Origin of the sequence: Mycobacterium sp. smrl_JER01 (assembly GCF_048513595.2) — a bacterium.
Taxonomy (GTDB): Bacteria; Actinomycetota; Actinomycetes; order Mycobacteriales; family Mycobacteriaceae; genus Mycobacterium.
The window spans coordinates 1,428,279-1,444,533 of sequence record NZ_JBLXXK020000001.1 but is presented as its reverse complement, the minus strand read 5'-3'; the positions used below and the strand labels follow the sequence as shown (position 1 = coordinate 1,444,533).

Below are 16,255 nucleotides of genomic sequence, written 5' to 3'. Positions count from 1 at the left end.
CAGTCCTCAGGGTCCGAACGCGGCTGGCCACAGTCGCGGTTGGTTATCAGGTGGTCTGAACTCTGCACGGTGGCGGGCGTCACAGTCAAGAGAAGTCGCCGAATTGGCCGAAAATCGGAAATTCCCATGCCGCAGTGCATCTCTGAATGACATTCGGCCCTGCCCTGCGTGAGTTCGAGCGATTCACGCGCCCATTGTGACGGTTGACACCCTGTGCCCGCAGCTCCTATGGTTGCTTATCAGACCACCTGATAACACCGGGTACTGCAAGGAAATCGAGGAGAGCGCGAATGTCATCACTGGATTACACGTACGACAACATCGACAAGGTCATCGATCGCTCCGCGCGGGTGGCCCCGACCATCGATCCGGCCAAGACGATGCTGCTCGTGATCGACATGCAGAAGGCGTGCGTCACCCCTGGTGGGGCGATGTACATCGAAAGTGTCGGAGGTGCGCCCGAAGGCAAGGACGTCGTTCAGCCGGTCGTCAATGTCATCGAGGCCGCACGCGCGAAGGGTATTCCGGTGGTGTACTCGCTGTGGGGACTTCGCCCGGACGGCAAGGATGCCGGCGTGGCGGAAGCCAAGTGGCCGGCCGCCATGCCGCTGAGCACGTTCCCGGGCGCTTGGGGCAATGGCGGCGACGAACTCGACGACGCCATCAAGCCGCTGGACGACGAGCCGGTGTTCCGCAAGCACCGCTTCAGCTCGTTCTACGGCACCCCGCTGAACGAATACATGCGCGCCGCCGGGGCTGACACTTTGGTCATCGCCGGAGTCTCGACGGGCAACTGCGTGATCACCACCGCCATCGACGGGGCCAATCAGGACTACAAGATCGTCGTGCTCGCCGATACATCCGCCGCCATCCCTGCCACGCTCGAGGATCAGCCGCTGGGGTACGGCCAGCACTGGGAGGCACTTCGCAACATCCAGGCCAACCACGGAGACGTGCTGCTCAGCACCGAATTCCTGGAACTGATCGGCGCCTGAAACCACCCGAATCAGCCCGCACGACTGATACCGACGGAAGGAAACACATGAACTTGAACGGCGTACGCGTAGCCCTGATGATCGAGGACGAATACCAGATTCTGGAGGGCTGGTACCCGCATCTGCGCCTCCAGGAGGCCGGGGCGACCGTGACCGTGGTGGGCAACGGCCGCAAGGACACCTTCGAGAGCAAAGAGCACTACCCGATGACGGCGGATATCGGCGCTCCCGACGCCGACCCCGCAGACTTCGATGCGGTCATCGTCCCGGGCGGTTTCGCACCGGACAACATGCGGCTGCACCCGGAGATGATCGAGTTCGTCCGCAACATCCACCAGGCGGGCAAGCTCACCGCCAGCATCTGCCACGGTGGCTGGGTCCTGGTTTCGGCGGGCGCGTTGAAGGGCCGGAAAGCCACGGGATACGCACCGATCCGCGACGACGTGGTCAACGCGGGCGGTACCTGGCTCGACCAGGCCGTGGTGGAAGACGGCCACATCATCACCGCGCGCACGCCGGTCGACCTGCCGCCGTTCCTCGCCGCGATCGTGGACTACCTGGGCCGTGAGGTCGCCGCGAAGTCCGGCGCCGAACAGCTCCAACCTGTGAACGCCTGACTCGACAAGAGGCCGCGGGGCCGACGGGATGCCGTCGGCCTACCGCGTGCTGCCCACAGCAACCTGGCCGCTGCGGCCGTGACCGAAAGCCGTGAACTATGAGTACGAAGAACGATCCCGTCGACGTCATCGTCGTCGGACTGGGAGCCTGCGGTGGCACCGCCGTCAAGGTGCTGTGCGAAGCAGGGATGAAAGTCGTCGCGTTCGACAAAGGCCCGTGGCTCAATGCCGCCAAGGACTTCTCGGGCGACGAGATCAAGTTCGTCAATCGCAACTATCTGTGGCCCGATCCCACGCTGTATCCCCGCACGCTGCGCCACGACGAGAATTCCGAAGCGAAGCGGTTCCAGTTCTCCCCCACCCCGCAGCTTGTCGGCGGCGGAACGAACCACTGGGCCGGTTGGGTGCCCCGACCGCGCGAATCCGACTTCATGCTCAGATCACTGCACGGTGACCTGCCCGGGGCGAGCCTGGCCGACTGGCCGTTCCGTTACGACCACCTCGAGCCCTACCTCACCAAAGTGGAATGGGAATTCGGTATCGCCGGTATTGCCGGCGCCGACAAGTACGAGCCGTACCGCAGCAAGGGCTATCCGAGCCCGCCGCTACGGCCGACCCGGTGGGGCAAGAAGTTCTACGACGCCTGCAACAAGATGGGCATCAACGCCTTCCCGCTGCCGCACGCCATGGTCACCACCGAGCACAAGGGCCGAAAGCCCTTCAACCACACCAGCTTCTGGAATCAGTATGGCGACCCCAGCGGCGCCCGGTCGAACACGCTGACCACCTTCGTGCCAGAGGCCGTGGCCACCGGCAATCTCGAAGTGCGTCCGGAGTGCTTCGTGCGCCAGGTCAAAGTCGGCAAGGACGGGCGCGCCACCGGCGTCGTCTACCTCGACACCGACGGTAACGAGCACGAACAGGACGCCGGCATCGTCATCCTGACGCTCGGCGCGATCGAGTCCGCCCGCCTGCTGCTGATGTCGCGTTCAGCGCAACACCCCGACGGTTTGGCCAACAGCAGCGGCCAGGTCGGCAAGAACGCCACCTTCCATGAGTACCTGTTCGCGGTCGGCCTGTTCGACAAGGAGATCGACGATCCGCTGTACGGCTGGACCGGTAACTACATCAGCGGCGGGTCGTTGCAGTTCTACGAAACCGACCACGACAGGGGTCACATCGGCGGCTGCATCATCGCGGCGTCCCAGATCACCCATCCGGTCAACTGGGTGTTCCCGGGCCGGCCGTCGTGGGGTGACGCACTGAAGGACGCTGACCGGAACTTCTTCAACTACGCGATGAAGATCGGGTTGATCCTGCACGACCTTCCGGTCGAGAAGAATCGGGTGGATCTCGACCCGACCGTGACCGACACGTTCGGCATGCCCGTGGCCCGCATCACGCACCGCCCCCATCCGAACGACGTCGCGATGGGTAAATGGCAGGTGGACAAGAACATGGAGATTCTGGAAGCGGCCGGCGCACGCAAGACCGTTCCTGTCTACCTCGACGAGATGACCGGCAACACCTGCCATCAACACGGCACCGCCCGGATGGGCTTCGACCCCAACACCACGGTGCTCAACGAGTGGTGTCAGGCCCACGACGTGGACAACCTCTTCGTGCTCGACGGATCCAGCTTCCCCACCTCAACGGGGGTCAATCCGACCCTGACGATGATGGCCAACGCCTGGCGATGCTCGGAGTACATCACCGACGTCTACGCCAAGGGCCGGGAAGAACGCCTGGCTGTCCCCCGCTGAACCCAGCCAATCGCAGACTATCGAGAAGGGTTGTCCCCATGGGATTGAAAGCATCCTGGGAAATCGTCGGTGAACCGGTCGATCCGGACAGTACCGACAAACTGTTCTTCACCGACCATGAATGGGCCACCGTCGAAGCGGCCACCGCCCGGATAATCCCCACCGACGCTGACCCGGGCGCACGCGAGGCACGTGTGGTGGTGTTCATCGACCGGTACCTGTCGGGAATCGACTTCATCTTCGCCGCCGCCGACGGCAGCGGATTTCTCAAGATGACCGGCCGGTTCGCCGATGCCTGGCGCGACCGGCAGACCCGGATGCAGCACACCTATCGGCAGGGGCTCGTCGCGCTCGACGAGTCCACCCGGTCGAGCTTCGGTCGCGACTTCATCGAACTCTCCGAGTCCGAGCAGGACCAGGCACTCGAGTTGTTCTCCGGCGCACCGAAGCCCACGAAGGTGACGCTCGGCACCTCGGAGGCGGTGACCACCTTCCTGCAGGGCACCTTCGACGAGGGCATGGACTTCTTCACCGCGCTGTGCCTGCACACCCGGCAAGGGTTCTACTGCGACCCCGTCTACGGCGGCAACAAGAACCGCATGGGCTGGGAGTTCATCGGATTCCCCGGTCCGAAGTCCCTCAGGGACACGATGGACGGCACCTACGACACCCATGAGTACTTCGAGCCGACATACGACTGGGACGAGTTGATCCCGCATCTGAAGGCGAACCCGACGTGAAAATCACCTCCGTACAAGCTCATCCGCTCGGCAGTGCCCTCGATGAGCCACTGCGCTGGGGCGCCATGCTGGTCAACTCCAAAGGCGGCGTCGTCGTCGAGATCCAGACCGACGAAGGCCTGGTCGGTATCGGCGAAGCCGGCTTCTCCTCGGAGTATTTCCCGACGGTCGGACCGATCATCAACAGCCAGTTGGCGCCGATGCTGGTGGGCCAGGACCCTCGCGACATCGAGTCGCTATGGCATCAGATGCTCAACGCGACACACATGTGGGGACGCCGCGGAATCGAGACGTACGCGCTGTCGGGCATCGACATCGCGCTGTGGGATCTGTTGGGCAAGATCGCCGAACAACCGGTCTATCGACTGCTCGGCGCGTCGAAATCCCGTGTCCGCGCCTACTTCGCACCGTCACTCAAAGCCACGGAGGCCACCGTCGACGAGTGCGCACGCGCCGTCGCCGACGGCTTCACCGCCATGAAGCTGCGTGCCAGCGGCGATCTGGGCGACACGGTCGACATGGTCTCGAAGGTGCGCGACGCCGTGGGTGATGCCCAGTTGATGGTCGACGCGAACATGCTCTACGACCGGCGCGACGCCTTGGTGCTGGCCCGCGAACTCGAGAATCTCGATGTGTACTGGCTCGAGGAACCCATCCTCGCGCGCAGCCTCACCCAGTACGTCGACGACCACACCTGGCTCGCCGACCGCGTGTCGATCCGGCTGGCCGGAGGTGAATCTCTGCTCACCCGTTATGAGTTCATCGATCTGCTGAACCGGCGCACCTTCGACATCCTGCAGCCGGACTGCACCAGCGTGGGCGGAATCTCCGAAGCCAAGCGGGTAGCCGACCTGGCAGGCACCTGGAATCTGCAGTGTGTCCCCCACATCGCCTGCTCCTCGGGCACCGGGATCGCGCTGGCCGCCGGGCTGCACATGATCCTGGCGTGTGAGAACACGCCGCTGATCGAGGTCGACGCCTACGGCGGTCCGGGCTGGGACGGCATGCTGACCCATCCGCTCACGGTCAAGGACGGCTACGTCGATGTCCTCGAGGCCCCGGGCCTCGGTGTCGAACTGTCGCCCGACGCGATGACGCGGTTCGCGGTGTCATGACCTCGGTGCAGTCGCTAGATCTGCGCAGCCACCTCGAAAAGTGCCGGATACTACCGGTTGTCGATGTGACCGACACAGATGACGCCCGTCATTTGGGATCCGCTCTGCTCGCATCAGGGATGGCAGCTCTCGAACTGACGTTGCGGCGCCCCGGCGCACTCGACGCCGTCGCCGCTGCCGCCGAGGACACCAGGATGCTGGTCGGAGCGGGTACCGTGCTCACCGCCGGCCAAGCCCGGGACTGTCTGGCCGCGGGCGCTCGGTTCGTCGTGTCGCCCGGGACCGATCGCGAGGTCATCACCGCATGCCTGGACGCGGGTGTACCGGTTCTGCCCGGCGTGGCCACCCCGACCGATCTGATGGCGGCGATCTCGATGGGGATCGACACGGTCAAGTTCTTTCCCGCGCAAGCACTCGGTGGAGTCACCACCATCCGGGCGCTCGCCAATCCGTTCCAAGCTGTCCGGTTCGTCCCCACCGGCGGCATCGACACCACGAACGTGCCCGCATATCTGGCCGAGCACTCGGTGCTGGCCGTGGGTGGAAGCTGGATGGCGCCGAAAGAACTCATCCAGCGCCGCGATTGGGGGGCGATCAGCGATCTGGCCCGGCAGGCGCTGCGGATGGTGGATCGGGAATGACCGCGCTGTCGGTGCGCCACGCCGCGCAGACCCGCTACGACGTGCTCGCGCTGGGTGAGGTGATGCTGCGTCTGGATCCCGGTGCCGGCCGGATTCGGGACGCGAGCACCTTCGACGTGTGGGAAGGCGGGGGCGAGTACAACGTCGCACGAGCGTCGGCAGCGTGCTTCGGGCTACGCGCCGGCATCGTCACGGCATTGGTGGACAATGAGATCGGCCAGCTGATCGCCGGCCTCATCCGCCGCGGCGGCACCGACACCTCGCAGATCATGTGGGTTCCCGACGACGGAATCGGTCGATCTGCCCGCAACGGACTGAATTTCACCGAACGGGGGTTCGGTGTCCGGCGTGCTCTTGGCGTGTCGGATCGAGCGCACACCGCGGTCAGCCAGCTCAGGCCCGGAGACATCGACTGGGACCGACTCTTCGGGGCCGTCGGCGCTCGATGGTTTCACACCGGCGGTGTCTTCGCCGGTCTCACAGCCGAAACCGCAGATGTGGCACAGGAGGCGATGGCCGCGGCGGGCCGGCACGGCACCGTCGTCTCCTACGACGTGAACTACCGGCCCAGCCTCTGGCAGGGACGTGGTGGCGCGGACGCGGCGATCGAGGTGGGCCGCCGGCTGACCAAGCACGCCGATGTCCTCATCGGTAACGTCGGCCACTTCGGTGGTCTGCTGGGAGTCTCGTTACCCAACAACGGATCCGACGACCCGGACATCCACCAGATCTTCGAGGCGACCCAAGCCGAGTTTCCGCACCTGTCGCTGATCGCGGCGACGAGGCGCACCGAGCATTCCGCGTCGCGCATCGACTGGGGCGCGGCGGTGTGGGACGGCAACCAGGTCGCCTCCTGCGTCACCCATCGCGATCTCGAGGTCTTCGACCGTGTCGGCGGAGGGGACGGATTCGTCGCCGGTCTGTTGACCGGCATCCTCGGCGGTCGCGACCTCGATGCCGCCACTGCCCTCGGTGTCGCCCACGGCGCGTTGGCCATGACGACCCCCGGCGACAACTCGATGGCCCACGGCGACGAAGTCGAAGCGCTTGCGTTCGGAGTAATGGCAAACCGCCGTTAGCAACCACACGGCAGCTCGGACAGGAGTATGCAGATGACAACAGTGAACGTGCAACTGACCGGTGCGCCGGGCAAGCCACCACTCGGCGGGTGGGTGCCGCAGGTCGAGTTCGACACTGCGACAACGATGTTGCTGAACGCGCTGGCCGACACCCTGATTCCGCCAGGCGGCGGCTATCCCGCACCAAGCGCGGTGGACATCGTGGGGTTCTTCCGGCGCTACGTCACCCCGAGTGGGCAGGAGGCGCGGTGGTACCCCTTCGTCTCGGTCGATCACATCGCTTGTGTCGCAGAGTGGCTCGGCGCTGACTTCACCCGATCCGACGAAGCGGCCCGGGTGACGGCCGTCGCACAACTGGAACGCGAACACGTCGAGGAGTTCAGCCGGTTGCGCGACCTCGTCTACCACGCGTATTACTCACGGCCGGCGGTGATCTCCGCGATCAACGCCCAGTCGCCGGCGGGGCGCGACTACCGGATCAGCCCGCAGCCCTACGGCTACGCCGACACCATCGACGACTGGGACGAAGAACTCCTGAGCCGCGTACAGGGGACGTATCAATGCACCGAGGACGTCGTGCGGGTGGCGCTACCCGACACACTCGCCGGACCGAACGAGACCGTCGAGAGCGCCTGGCTCATCCAGGGCGGCACAGCACCCTTCGACGCAGACAGCACAGTCGACGCCCTCCGTGTCGCCAGCAGCGGCACTCCCTGAAAGAGAGATCACCGTGGCAACTTTCTCCGAAACAGATGTACTTGTCATCGGATCGGGGGCCAGCGGCGCCGCGATCAGCAAGCGACTGAGCGATGCCGGCATCCGCGTCATCTGCCTCGAGCAGGGGGACTGGCTTCATCCGATGGACCACCCCCATTTCTACGACGGGTGGGAACTGGAACGGTTGCGCGCATTCGACTGGCACCCGTCAGTTCGACAGTGGCCGGAGGATTACGTCGTCACCGGCAACGCCGCACCACAGATGATGAACGGCGTCGGCGGAACGACCCTGCACTACGCCGGTGCGTGGCCGCGCTTCAAGCCCGTCGACTTCCGTAAAGGCACCGAGCACGGCATGGGTGGCACGATCGATTGGCCGATCAGCTACGAGGAACTGGCGCCGTACTACGACATCAACGACGCCGAGATCGGCGTCGGGCGGCGCGCCGGGGATCCCGGCAACCCACCGCGTCCACCGGGATGGGGACCGGCCAGTCCGGGCGGCAAAGTCGGCAATCGGATGGCTTCCGGTTTCGACAGACTCGGGTGGCACTGGTGGCCGGCCGACAACGCGATCCTGACGAAGCCCAAGGACGGGCGGCTCCCCTGCAACTCGTGTGGCTCGTGTCTGGCAGGCTGCCCTCGGCATTCCATCAATTCCGTCGACACCACCTACTGGCCCAAGGCACTGAACAACGGGGTTGCGCTGCGGACGAACGCTCGGGTCGAACAGATCACCACCGAACGCGGCCGGGCCCGCGGTGCCGTCTACATCGACAGGACCAGCGGCGACCGACACGAGGTGCGGGCGCAGATCGTGGTTCTGGCCGCCACCGCCATCGGCACGCCACGGTTGATGCTGATGTCCGCCCAAGCCGGCCACCCCGATGGGCTGGCCAACAGCAACGGCCTGGTGGGGACGCACCTGACGTTTCACAGCTGGTCCTTCGAGGACTTCTGGTTCGACGAACCGTTGGAAGGCTTCAAGGGACCCGAACCCGCAGTGCTGTACTCGCAACAGTTCTACGACACCGACACCTCGAGGGGATTCGTCAACGGATTCTCCCTCCAGGTCGGCACGGCACTCGGCGCAGCGAACAGCGCGCTGGGCACCAACACCGGAAATGTCGCCCCCTGGGGTGCCGACCACCGAGATTTCTTCGACCGGCACTTCGGCCACCACGCACTGATCTACGTGCAGGGCGAAGACATCCCCATGGAACACAATCGGGTCACCCTCGACGAGACCGTCACCGACTCGAGCGGCCTTCCGGTACCCAGTGTCAACTATGTGCTGCACGAGAACGACCGCCGGTTGATCGAATGGGGCCGCCTTCGCGCGCACGAAGCAGCACACGCGGCCGGCCGGGTGACGGACACGGCGAGTACCGGAATCGGTGGGATCTCGGGTCCGCCGCCTGGTTGGCACATCATGGGCACCTGCCGGATGGGTAACTCGCCCGCCGACTCGGTGACCAACAAATGGAATCAGACGTGGGAGATCCCCAACCTGATCATCGCGGATGCCAGTTCGCTGCCGTCCGGCGCGGCGGTCAACCCGACCAGCACGGTACAGGCGATCGCCGTTCGCGCTGCCGAGTACATCAAACGCCGGTTCGGCGACATCGCTTCACAGCACAAGACGCCCAGCAATTCCGAAGCACCGGCGATGTAGGCCTCCTTCTGCGGCCGAACGAGCATTTCCGTTCGTGATGAGAGGGCGCTCGCCGGAGCAGTTCGGCAGACTCGGGTCATGACCAAGCCGCCGATCGACCCAGTCCGATGGCAGGCGCCGCCCGTCGCGGCACTGCCCGATGTCCCGTCCGCAGACGTCACGCTGGTCGTCGTGCCGGGAGGTGAGCCCGAAGACGTCGTCGTCGATGCGGACGGCAACCTGTGGACCGGCGCCCTCGATGGTGGCATCGTGCGGCTACAGCCCGACGGCAGTGCACCCGCGGTCGTCGCGAACACCGGGGGCCGCCCACTCGGGCTGACCTTCGCGCGCGACGGGCGGCTGCTGATCTGCGACAGCCCGCGCGGCCTGCTGGCGATGGACCCCGGCACCGGCCAGATCGAGACTCTGGTGGACTCCATCGGCGGACGTACGCTGCAGTTCTGCTCGAACGTCACCGAAACCGCGGACGGCACAATCTATTTCACCGAGTCCACGAGCGCCTTCACCGTGGGCGACTACCTCGGCGCGATCCTCGAGGCGCGCGGGCGCGGCGCGTTGCACCGGCTCGACCCGGACGGTCAGGTCTCCACGCTGCTGGACGGTCTGTACTTCGCCAACGGCGTGACGCCGACCGCGGACGGATCGGCGTTGGTGCTCGCCGAGACACAGGGCCGCCGGCTGTCGAAGTACTGGCTGACCGGACCCGCGGCCGGCACCCTGACACCGTTGGCGGTGAATCTGCCCGCGATGCCCGACAACCTCTCCACCGGTCCCGACGGCCGGATCTGGTGTGCGATGGTCACACCGGCCAATCCGCTGGCCGACCGGCTGGCCGCAGGCCCGCCTCTACTGCGCAAGCTGGTGTGGCGCCTACCGGCCCGCATCCAGCCGAAACCGCAGCCCGTGGTGTGGGTGGTCGCTTTCGACGCCGACAGCGGTGCCGCCGTCGCGGGTATGCGCACCACCCACCCCGACTTCAGCATGGTGACCGGTGTGGTCGAATCCGGCGGGCGGCTCTGGATGGGCAGCATCGGCTCGCCACACCTCGGCTGGATCACGCTGTAGCGCTGGGGAACCCACCGTCCGGCGCCGAAAGTGCATCCTGGGTAGCGGCGCAGGGCCCAGCACTACGCTGGATGCACCTTCGGTGAGGCTGGATGCACCTTCGGCGAGGCTGGACCACCTACCCTCTGAGGAAGCCGAGCAGGTCGGCGTTGATGGTCTCGGCGTGCGTGGTCGGCATCCCGTGCGGAAAGTCTTTGTAGGTCTTGAGAATTCCGTTCTGCAACAGTTCGGCGGACTTCGGCCCGGACGCGACGTAGGGCACGATCTGGTCGTCCTCGCTGTGCATCACCAGAACCGGCACCGTGATCTTCTTGAGGTCCTCGGTGAAGTCGGTTTGGGAGAACGCGACGATACCGTCGTAGTGCGAGTACGCGTCACCCATCATCCCCTGGCGCCACCAGTTCTCGATGATGGCCTCCTGCGGCTCCACCCCGGGACGGTTGAACCCGTAGAAGGGTCCGGCGGCCAGTGCACGGTAGAACACCGAGCGGTTGGCGAGCAGTTGGGCCTGCAGACCGTCGAAGGCGTCTTTGGGCGTGCCCTCGGGATTGCTCTCGGTGCGGACCATCAACGGTGGGACCGCACTGATCAGCGCGGCCTTGGCGACCCGGCTCTCACCATGACGGCCCAGGTAGCGCACCACCTCGCCGCCGCCGGTCGAATGCCCGACGTGAATCGCGTCGTGCAGGTCGAGGTGAGCGGTGAGTTCGGCGAGATCGTCGGCGTAGTGGTCGATGTCGTGTCCGTCCGGAGTCTGGGTGGACCTCCCGTGGCCACGTCGGTCGTGGGCGATCACGCGGTAGCCCTGCTGCAGGAAGAACAGCATCTGGGTGTCCCAGTCGTCGGAGGACAGCGGCCACCCGTGACTGAACACGATGGGCTGCCCCGACCCCCAGTCCTTGTAGAAGATGTCGGTGCCGTCGGTGGTGGTGAAGATGCTCATGCACCTACCTTGGTTCCACCGACCCCACTAAGCAACCGCGCTGACCGCCATCGGTCTGTTCCGGCTAACCCCCACCGGAATCGGATTCCTGCCAATCGGCATTCAAATCCTGCCAACTGAAATGAAGAACCATCGCGGTCCGGTTTATCCGGGCAGAGCCAAGCCAGGAAGCAGGAACGGACATGTTGAATCTCATCATCCCCACCGCCGCCGCAGCAGCTTTGACCGGAGCCGTCATCGGATTGGCGTCCCCCGCCGCGGCCGCGCCGACCGGAGGTGACGCACAGGACACGATCAGCCGACTCGAGGCCGACGGCAACCGCGTCATCGTGAACAACCTGACCGGCACGCCGCTGTCGCAGGCCACCGTCGCCGCAGTGCAGCCGGGCGGCGACATCCGCTCCACTGTGCAGGGCGACGACAGCGCATCCCAGCAGGTCATCACCGGCAAGGTCTACTACGTCGACGTCCGCTGAGGTCGACGTCCGCTGAGGCTCACACCAGCGAAGCGGCGACACAGACAAGGGGCACCTCCCTTCCCCCGGGGAGGTGCCCCTTTTTCCGGTCAGGGGAGCAACCGCAGCCGGCGCGCCTTCGACACCGATTCGTAGCGGCTGCTGGTGCCGAGCTTGGTGGCCGCGCTGCGCAGATAACTCTTGACCGTCTCGGTCTTCAGCGACAGACGTTGCGCGGCTTCGAGATTCGTGCATCCGAGGGCAACCTGAGCCAGCACGTCGAGTTCGCGAGCGGTGAGCGGCGCGACTGCATCCGGCTCGGCGGCCGGACCGGACAACGCGTCGGCCAGCGCCCGCAACCGCTCCTGCAGTCCGGCCGGCGCGTCGACGGCGAGGCGCCGCAGCTCGGCGTGCACGGCGCGGAGGACCTCGGCGTCGGGCCCGCCCTCCCCGCTGTTGGCCAGCTCCGCGTCGCGCATCCGCAGCCGCCGGTCCACCTCGTCGCGGATCCGGAACTCCTCGGCGAGGCGTCGCGCCGAATCGACCACGAGATCGGCGACGCGTCCGCCGAACGGTGCGCCGGTGCGGTATGCGCCGTACAGCATCGCCCTCGCGTGTCCGTCGACCAGGACCGGAACCGCCAGCACCGACTGGATGCCCTCGGAGAGCACCGGCCCGTCGTAGTCATGGGTGATGGTGGACGCGTTGCGGTAGTCGGCGACCGACAGCGGGCGTCCGGCAACCATGCTCGCCCCGCCCAGCCCGGAGTTCGACCGCACCGCCAACCCACGCAGCCCACCGGTGCGGACGCCGTGGTACTCGGTGATCACCAGCGTGTCACCGTGCACCTCGCCGCCAAACATCACCGGGACATCGCCGAGCAGCGCGATCCGGCGCAACTCGGCGCGCACCGCGTCGGAGTCGCGGGGCCGCAGCAAGGACGACGGGGCGGACATGGCTCCTACCCTCTTTCGGGGGTGGTGGACGGACGACTGTGACCTAGATCCTATTGGTCATGGCGACCAACACCGATGTGTTCCGTGCCCTGCGTAACGCCCGCGATCATCTCGTCGAGGTCATGGCCGACTACGACAAGGCCGTGGAGACCTTCGAGTGGCCGCGGATCCCCGGGACGTTCAACTGGGCCACCGACTGGTTCGACGCCATCGCGACGGGCAACGACCGGGTCGCCCTGTGGATCGTCGAAGAGGACGGGTCCGAACAGAAGATCACGTTCGACCAGATGGCACGTCGGTCCGATCAGGTGGCGTGCTGGCTGCACGGACTCGGGGTCGGCAAGGGCGATCGGGTCATCCTGATGCTGGGCAACCAGGTGCAACTGTGGGAGTGCATGCTGGCGGTGGCCAAGCTGGGCGCGGTGATCATGCCGACGACCGCCGCGCTGGGCCCCTTCGACCTGGTCGACCGGATCAGCCGGGGTGCAGCGGGGTTCGTGATCGCCAACTCCGCCGACACCGCGAAGTTCGCCGCGGTGCCCGGCGATTACGTGCGCATCGCCGTCGGCGAACCGATTGCGGGTTGGCACGACTATGCCGACACCGCCGCTGTCGAAGCCGGCGCGTCGCATGACGCGCAGACCGAGGCCGACGATCCGCTGCTGGTCTATTTCACCTCGGGCACCACCAGCAAGCCCAAGCTTGTCGAGCACTCTCAGATCAGCTATCCCCTAGGCCACCTGACGACGATGGCGTGGATCGGGGTGCGGCCCGGTGACGTGCACCTGGCGATCAGTTCGCCGGGGTGGGCCAAGCATGCGTGGAGTTGCTTCTTCGCGCCCTGGATCGCCGAGGCCACGATCTTCGTCTACAACTACCCCCGTTTCGACGCGGCTGCGCTGCTGGGCCAGCTGCGCCGGGCCGGGGTGAACACGTTCTGCGCACCGCCGACGGTGTGGCGAATGCTGATCCAGGCCGACCTCGGCGAGCGCCCCGAAGGCCTGCGCGAGGTTCTGGGCGCCGGAGAGCCGCTCAACCCCGAGGTGATCGGCGCAGTGCAACGGGCGTGGGGCCTGACGATCCGCGACGGGTTCGGTCAGACCGAGACCACCCTGCAGATCGGCAACACCCCCGGTCAGCCGGTCAAGGCCGGCTCGATGGGACGACCGATGCCGGGTGTGCCCGTCGTGCTGGTCGACCCGCTGACCGGGGACCCCTCCGACGAGGGTGAGATCTGCCTGGACCTGAGCCAGACCCCGCTGAACCTGATGACCGGCTACCTCGGCGACGACGACCGCAATGCGCTGGTGATGCGCGACGGCTACTACCACACCGGTGACGTAGCCGCCCGCGACGCCGACGGCTACATCACCTACATCGGCCGCACCGACGACGTGTTCAAGTCCTCGGACTACAAGGTGTCGCCGTTCGAACTGGAGAGCGTGCTGATCGAGCATCCCGCGGTGGTGGAGGCCGCCGTGGTGCCCCAACCCGACGACACCCGGCTGGCCGTACCGAAGGCCTACATCGCTCTCGCCGACGGGTGGAGCGCGGACGAGGATACGGCCAGAGCGATCCTGGAGTACTCCCGTGACCACCTCGCGCCGTATCTCAAGGTGCGCCGGGTGGAATTCTTCGACCTGCCGAAGACGATCTCGGGCAAGATCCGCCGGGTGGAGCTACGCCGCCGAGAGCAGGACGCGCATCAGGCCGGGCAGGCCATCGACTCCGAATACCGCTACGAGGATCTGGTGAAATGACGAACGAATCCTATGACGCCGGCCCGACCGACACCGCGATCATCGAGGAGACCATCGGCGCGAACTTCGAACGGATCGCGGCGACCCACCCCGACCGAGAAGCGCTCGTCGACGTCGCCGGCGGCCGGCGCTGGACCTACGCCGAACTCGACCGGGAAATCGACACTGTCGCCAAGGGTTTGATGTCGCTGGGTATCCAGAGCGGGGACCGGATCGGTATCTGGGCACCGAACTGCCCGGAATGGACGATCACGCAGTACGCAACCGCCAAGATCGGCGCGATCCTGGTCAACATCAACCCGGCCTACCGCACCCACGAACTACGCTACGTGCTCAACCAGTCCGGCGTCGCGACGCTGATCTCGGCCACCGAGTTCAAGACCTCGGACTACGTCGCGATGGTCGACGAGGTGCGCCCGGATGTCCCTGCGCTGCAACGCGTTGTGTTCATCGGCGGCCTGGACTGGGACGACCTGCGCGCCGCGGCCGGCCGGGTCGACGACGCGCTACTGCGCGACCGCGGTGCGTCGCTGTCCAACCGTGATCCGATCAACATCCAGTACACGTCCGGCACAACGGGTTTCCCGAAAGGCGCGACCCTGTCGCACCGCAACATCCTCAACAACGGCTACTTCGTCACCGAACAGATCCGCCTCACGCCGGGCGACCGGCTGTGCATCCCGGTGCCCTTCTACCACTGCTTCGGCATGGTGATGGGAAACCTGGGCGTCACCACACACGGTGCGACGATGGTCATCCCGGCACCGGCCTTCGATCCCGCGCTGACCCTGCGCGCGATCGAAACCGAAAGGTGCACCGCGGTCTACGGGGTGCCGACGATGTTCATCGCGATGCAAAGTCATCCCGAGTTCGCCGAGCGGGACCTGTCGTCGCTGCGGACCGGCATCATGGCCGGCGCCATCTGCCCGGTAGAGGTGATGAAGCGCTGCGTCGAGGAGATGAACATGTCGGAGATCTCGATCGCATACGGCATGACCGAGACTTCCCCGGTGTCGTGCCAGACCCTCATCGACGACGACCTGGAGCGCCGGACGTCCTCGATCGGACGGGTCCACCCGCACGTCGAGATCAAGATCGTCGACCCGGACACCGGTGCGGTCGTCGAGCGCGGCACGCCCGGGGAGTTCTGCACCCGCGGGTACTCGGTGATGCTCGGTTACTGGAACGACAAGGCCACGATTTCTGCGGACGCGACGACTTCTGCGGACGCGAAGTCTTCTTCGGATGCGACGACTTCTGCGGATGCGACGAACAGATACCACCGGGACGCGATCGACGCCGAGGGCTGGATGCACACCGGTGATCTGGCCGTGATGCGACCGGACGGCTACTGCAACATCGTCGGCCGGATCAAGGACGTCGTGATCCGCGGTGGGGAGAACATCTATCCCCGCGAGATCGAGGAGTTCCTGTACACCCACCCCGATATCGAGGACGCCCAAGTGGTGGGGGTTCCCGACGCCCGATACGGCGAGGAGTTGTGCGCCTGGATCCGGATGCGCCCGGGACGCCCGGGGCTCGACGCCGCCGCAGTGCGGGACTTCGCCGCCGGCAAGCTCGCGCACTACAAGATCCCGCGCTATGTCCATCTGGTCGAGGAGTTCCCGATGACGGTGACGGGCAAGATCCGCAAGGTGGAGATGCGTGAGGTCAGCGCCCGCCTGCTCGCCGCCCAGCCTTCCTCACCACATACCAACCAACAGCGCCGTTAGG

15 protein-coding genes are annotated in these 16,255 nt (G+C 66.0%); 13 read left to right on the top strand and 2 right to left on the bottom strand.

Translation table 11 applies throughout. The features are described 5' to 3' along the window. Window positions 1-290 precede the first annotated feature (290 nt). The 10 genes from ACNUDN_RS06910 to ACNUDN_RS06865 all read left to right on the top strand — a co-directional run bounded on the left by ACNUDN_RS06910 (window position 291) and on the right by ACNUDN_RS06865 (window position 10,407). Window positions 291-995: a cysteine hydrolase family protein gene (locus ACNUDN_RS06910; protein ID WP_419121258.1), complete on the top strand. Its 705-nt coding sequence runs from the start codon at window positions 291-293 to the stop codon at window positions 993-995. Window positions 996-1,042: 47 nt separating this feature from the next. Next, window positions 1,043-1,612, top strand: a complete 570-nt coding sequence (locus ACNUDN_RS06905) for a type 1 glutamine amidotransferase domain-containing protein (protein ID WP_419121257.1) — start codon at window positions 1,043-1,045, stop codon at window positions 1,610-1,612. 98 nt (window positions 1,613-1,710) lie between these two features. Further along, window positions 1,711-3,375: a GMC family oxidoreductase gene (locus tag ACNUDN_RS06900; RefSeq protein WP_419121256.1), complete on the top strand. Its 1,665-nt coding sequence runs from the start codon at window positions 1,711-1,713 to the stop codon at window positions 3,373-3,375. Between the two features lie 38 nt (window positions 3,376-3,413). Then, window positions 3,414-4,115, top strand: coding sequence for a gluconate 2-dehydrogenase subunit 3 family protein (locus tag ACNUDN_RS06895; RefSeq protein ID WP_419121255.1), 702 nt, complete (start codon window positions 3,414-3,416; stop codon window positions 4,113-4,115). Further along, window positions 4,112-5,230 (top strand): mandelate racemase/muconate lactonizing enzyme family protein, encoded by a 1,119-nt coding sequence (locus ACNUDN_RS06890; protein ID WP_431959582.1) that lies wholly within the window; start codon window positions 4,112-4,114, stop codon window positions 5,228-5,230. The genes ACNUDN_RS06895 and ACNUDN_RS06890 overlap by 4 nt, the downstream gene beginning before the upstream one ends. After that, window positions 5,227-5,871: a bifunctional 4-hydroxy-2-oxoglutarate aldolase/2-dehydro-3-deoxy-phosphogluconate aldolase gene (locus ACNUDN_RS06885; RefSeq protein WP_419121253.1), complete on the top strand. Its 645-nt coding sequence runs from the start codon at window positions 5,227-5,229 to the stop codon at window positions 5,869-5,871. The genes ACNUDN_RS06890 and ACNUDN_RS06885 overlap by 4 nt, the downstream gene beginning before the upstream one ends. Next, window positions 5,868-6,950, top strand: coding sequence for a PfkB family carbohydrate kinase (locus ACNUDN_RS06880; RefSeq protein ID WP_419121252.1), 1,083 nt, complete (start codon window positions 5,868-5,870; stop codon window positions 6,948-6,950). The genes ACNUDN_RS06885 and ACNUDN_RS06880 overlap by 4 nt, the downstream gene beginning before the upstream one ends. 33 nt (window positions 6,951-6,983) lie before the next feature. After that, complete coding sequence (locus ACNUDN_RS06875; protein ID WP_419121251.1) at window positions 6,984-7,667, top strand: gluconate 2-dehydrogenase subunit 3 family protein; 684 nt, start codon at window positions 6,984-6,986, stop codon at window positions 7,665-7,667. Between the two features lie 13 nt (window positions 7,668-7,680). After that, a complete protein-coding gene (locus tag ACNUDN_RS06870) occupies window positions 7,681-9,342 on the top strand; it encodes a GMC family oxidoreductase (protein ID WP_419121250.1) in 1,662 nt (553 codons plus the stop codon). A gap of 78 nt (window positions 9,343-9,420) precedes the next feature. Then, window positions 9,421-10,407: an SMP-30/gluconolactonase/LRE family protein gene (locus tag ACNUDN_RS06865; protein ID WP_419121249.1), complete on the top strand. Its 987-nt coding sequence runs from the start codon at window positions 9,421-9,423 to the stop codon at window positions 10,405-10,407. Between the two features lie 118 nt (window positions 10,408-10,525). Here the strand turns inward: ACNUDN_RS06865 and ACNUDN_RS06860 are convergent, their stop codons facing one another. Next, window positions 10,526-11,350 carry an alpha/beta fold hydrolase gene (locus ACNUDN_RS06860; protein ID WP_419121248.1) on the bottom strand — a complete coding sequence of 275 codons (825 nt, stop codon included), beginning with the start codon at window positions 11,348-11,350 and terminating at the stop codon, window positions 10,526-10,528. A 182-nt stretch (window positions 11,351-11,532) separates the two neighbouring features. Here ACNUDN_RS06860 and ACNUDN_RS06855 point away from each other — a divergent pair, with 182 nt between their 5' ends. Continuing rightward, window positions 11,533-11,826: a hypothetical protein gene (locus tag ACNUDN_RS06855; RefSeq protein ID WP_419121247.1), complete on the top strand. Its 294-nt coding sequence runs from the start codon at window positions 11,533-11,535 to the stop codon at window positions 11,824-11,826. 89 nt (window positions 11,827-11,915) lie between these two features. On the opposite strand, the gene ACNUDN_RS06850 is transcribed toward ACNUDN_RS06855, so the two are convergent. Further along, on the bottom strand, window positions 11,916-12,761 hold the full coding sequence (locus ACNUDN_RS06850) for a helix-turn-helix transcriptional regulator (protein ID WP_419121246.1): 846 nt from the start codon (window positions 12,759-12,761) through the stop codon (window positions 11,916-11,918). A 59-nt stretch (window positions 12,762-12,820) separates the two neighbouring features. Between ACNUDN_RS06850 and ACNUDN_RS06845 the strand changes: the two genes are divergently transcribed. After that, window positions 12,821-14,521, top strand: a complete 1,701-nt coding sequence (locus tag ACNUDN_RS06845; RefSeq protein ID WP_419121245.1) for an AMP-binding protein — start codon at window positions 12,821-12,823, stop codon at window positions 14,519-14,521. After that, window positions 14,518-16,254 carry an AMP-binding protein gene (locus ACNUDN_RS06840; RefSeq protein WP_419121244.1) on the top strand — a complete coding sequence of 579 codons (1,737 nt, stop codon included), beginning with the start codon at window positions 14,518-14,520 and terminating at the stop codon, window positions 16,252-16,254. The genes ACNUDN_RS06845 and ACNUDN_RS06840 overlap by 4 nt, the downstream gene beginning before the upstream one ends. The last annotated feature ends 1 nt before the right edge of the window (window position 16,255 follow it).

Bases quoted from the DNA above. Each gene is read 5' to 3' on its own strand.
- ACNUDN_RS06850 (WP_419121246.1), bottom strand. From the start codon at position 12,761: ATGTCCGCCCCGTCGTCCTTGCTGCGGCCCCGCGACTCCGACGCGGTG.
- ACNUDN_RS06845 (WP_419121245.1), top strand. From the start codon at position 12,821: ATGGCGACCAACACCGATGTGTTCCGTGCCCTGCGTAACGCCCGCGAT.
- ACNUDN_RS06905 (WP_419121257.1), top strand. From the start codon at position 1,043: ATGAACTTGAACGGCGTACGCGTAGCCCTGATGATCGAGGACGAATAC.
- ACNUDN_RS06860 (WP_419121248.1), bottom strand. From the start codon at position 11,350: ATGAGCATCTTCACCACCACCGACGGCACCGACATCTTCTACAAGGAC.
- ACNUDN_RS06910 (WP_419121258.1), top strand. From the start codon at position 291: ATGTCATCACTGGATTACACGTACGACAACATCGACAAGGTCATCGAT.
- ACNUDN_RS06840 (WP_419121244.1), top strand. From the start codon at position 14,518: ATGACGAACGAATCCTATGACGCCGGCCCGACCGACACCGCGATCATC.
- ACNUDN_RS06875 (WP_419121251.1), top strand. From the start codon at position 6,984: ATGACAACAGTGAACGTGCAACTGACCGGTGCGCCGGGCAAGCCACCA.
- ACNUDN_RS06880 (WP_419121252.1), top strand. From the start codon at position 5,868: ATGACCGCGCTGTCGGTGCGCCACGCCGCGCAGACCCGCTACGACGTG.
- ACNUDN_RS06900 (WP_419121256.1), top strand. From the start codon at position 1,711: ATGAGTACGAAGAACGATCCCGTCGACGTCATCGTCGTCGGACTGGGA.
- ACNUDN_RS06865 (WP_419121249.1), top strand. From the start codon at position 9,421: ATGACCAAGCCGCCGATCGACCCAGTCCGATGGCAGGCGCCGCCCGTC.
- ACNUDN_RS06855 (WP_419121247.1), top strand. From the start codon at position 11,533: ATGTTGAATCTCATCATCCCCACCGCCGCCGCAGCAGCTTTGACCGGA.
- ACNUDN_RS06895 (WP_419121255.1), top strand. From the start codon at position 3,414: ATGGGATTGAAAGCATCCTGGGAAATCGTCGGTGAACCGGTCGATCCG.
- ACNUDN_RS06885 (WP_419121253.1), top strand. From the start codon at position 5,227: ATGACCTCGGTGCAGTCGCTAGATCTGCGCAGCCACCTCGAAAAGTGC.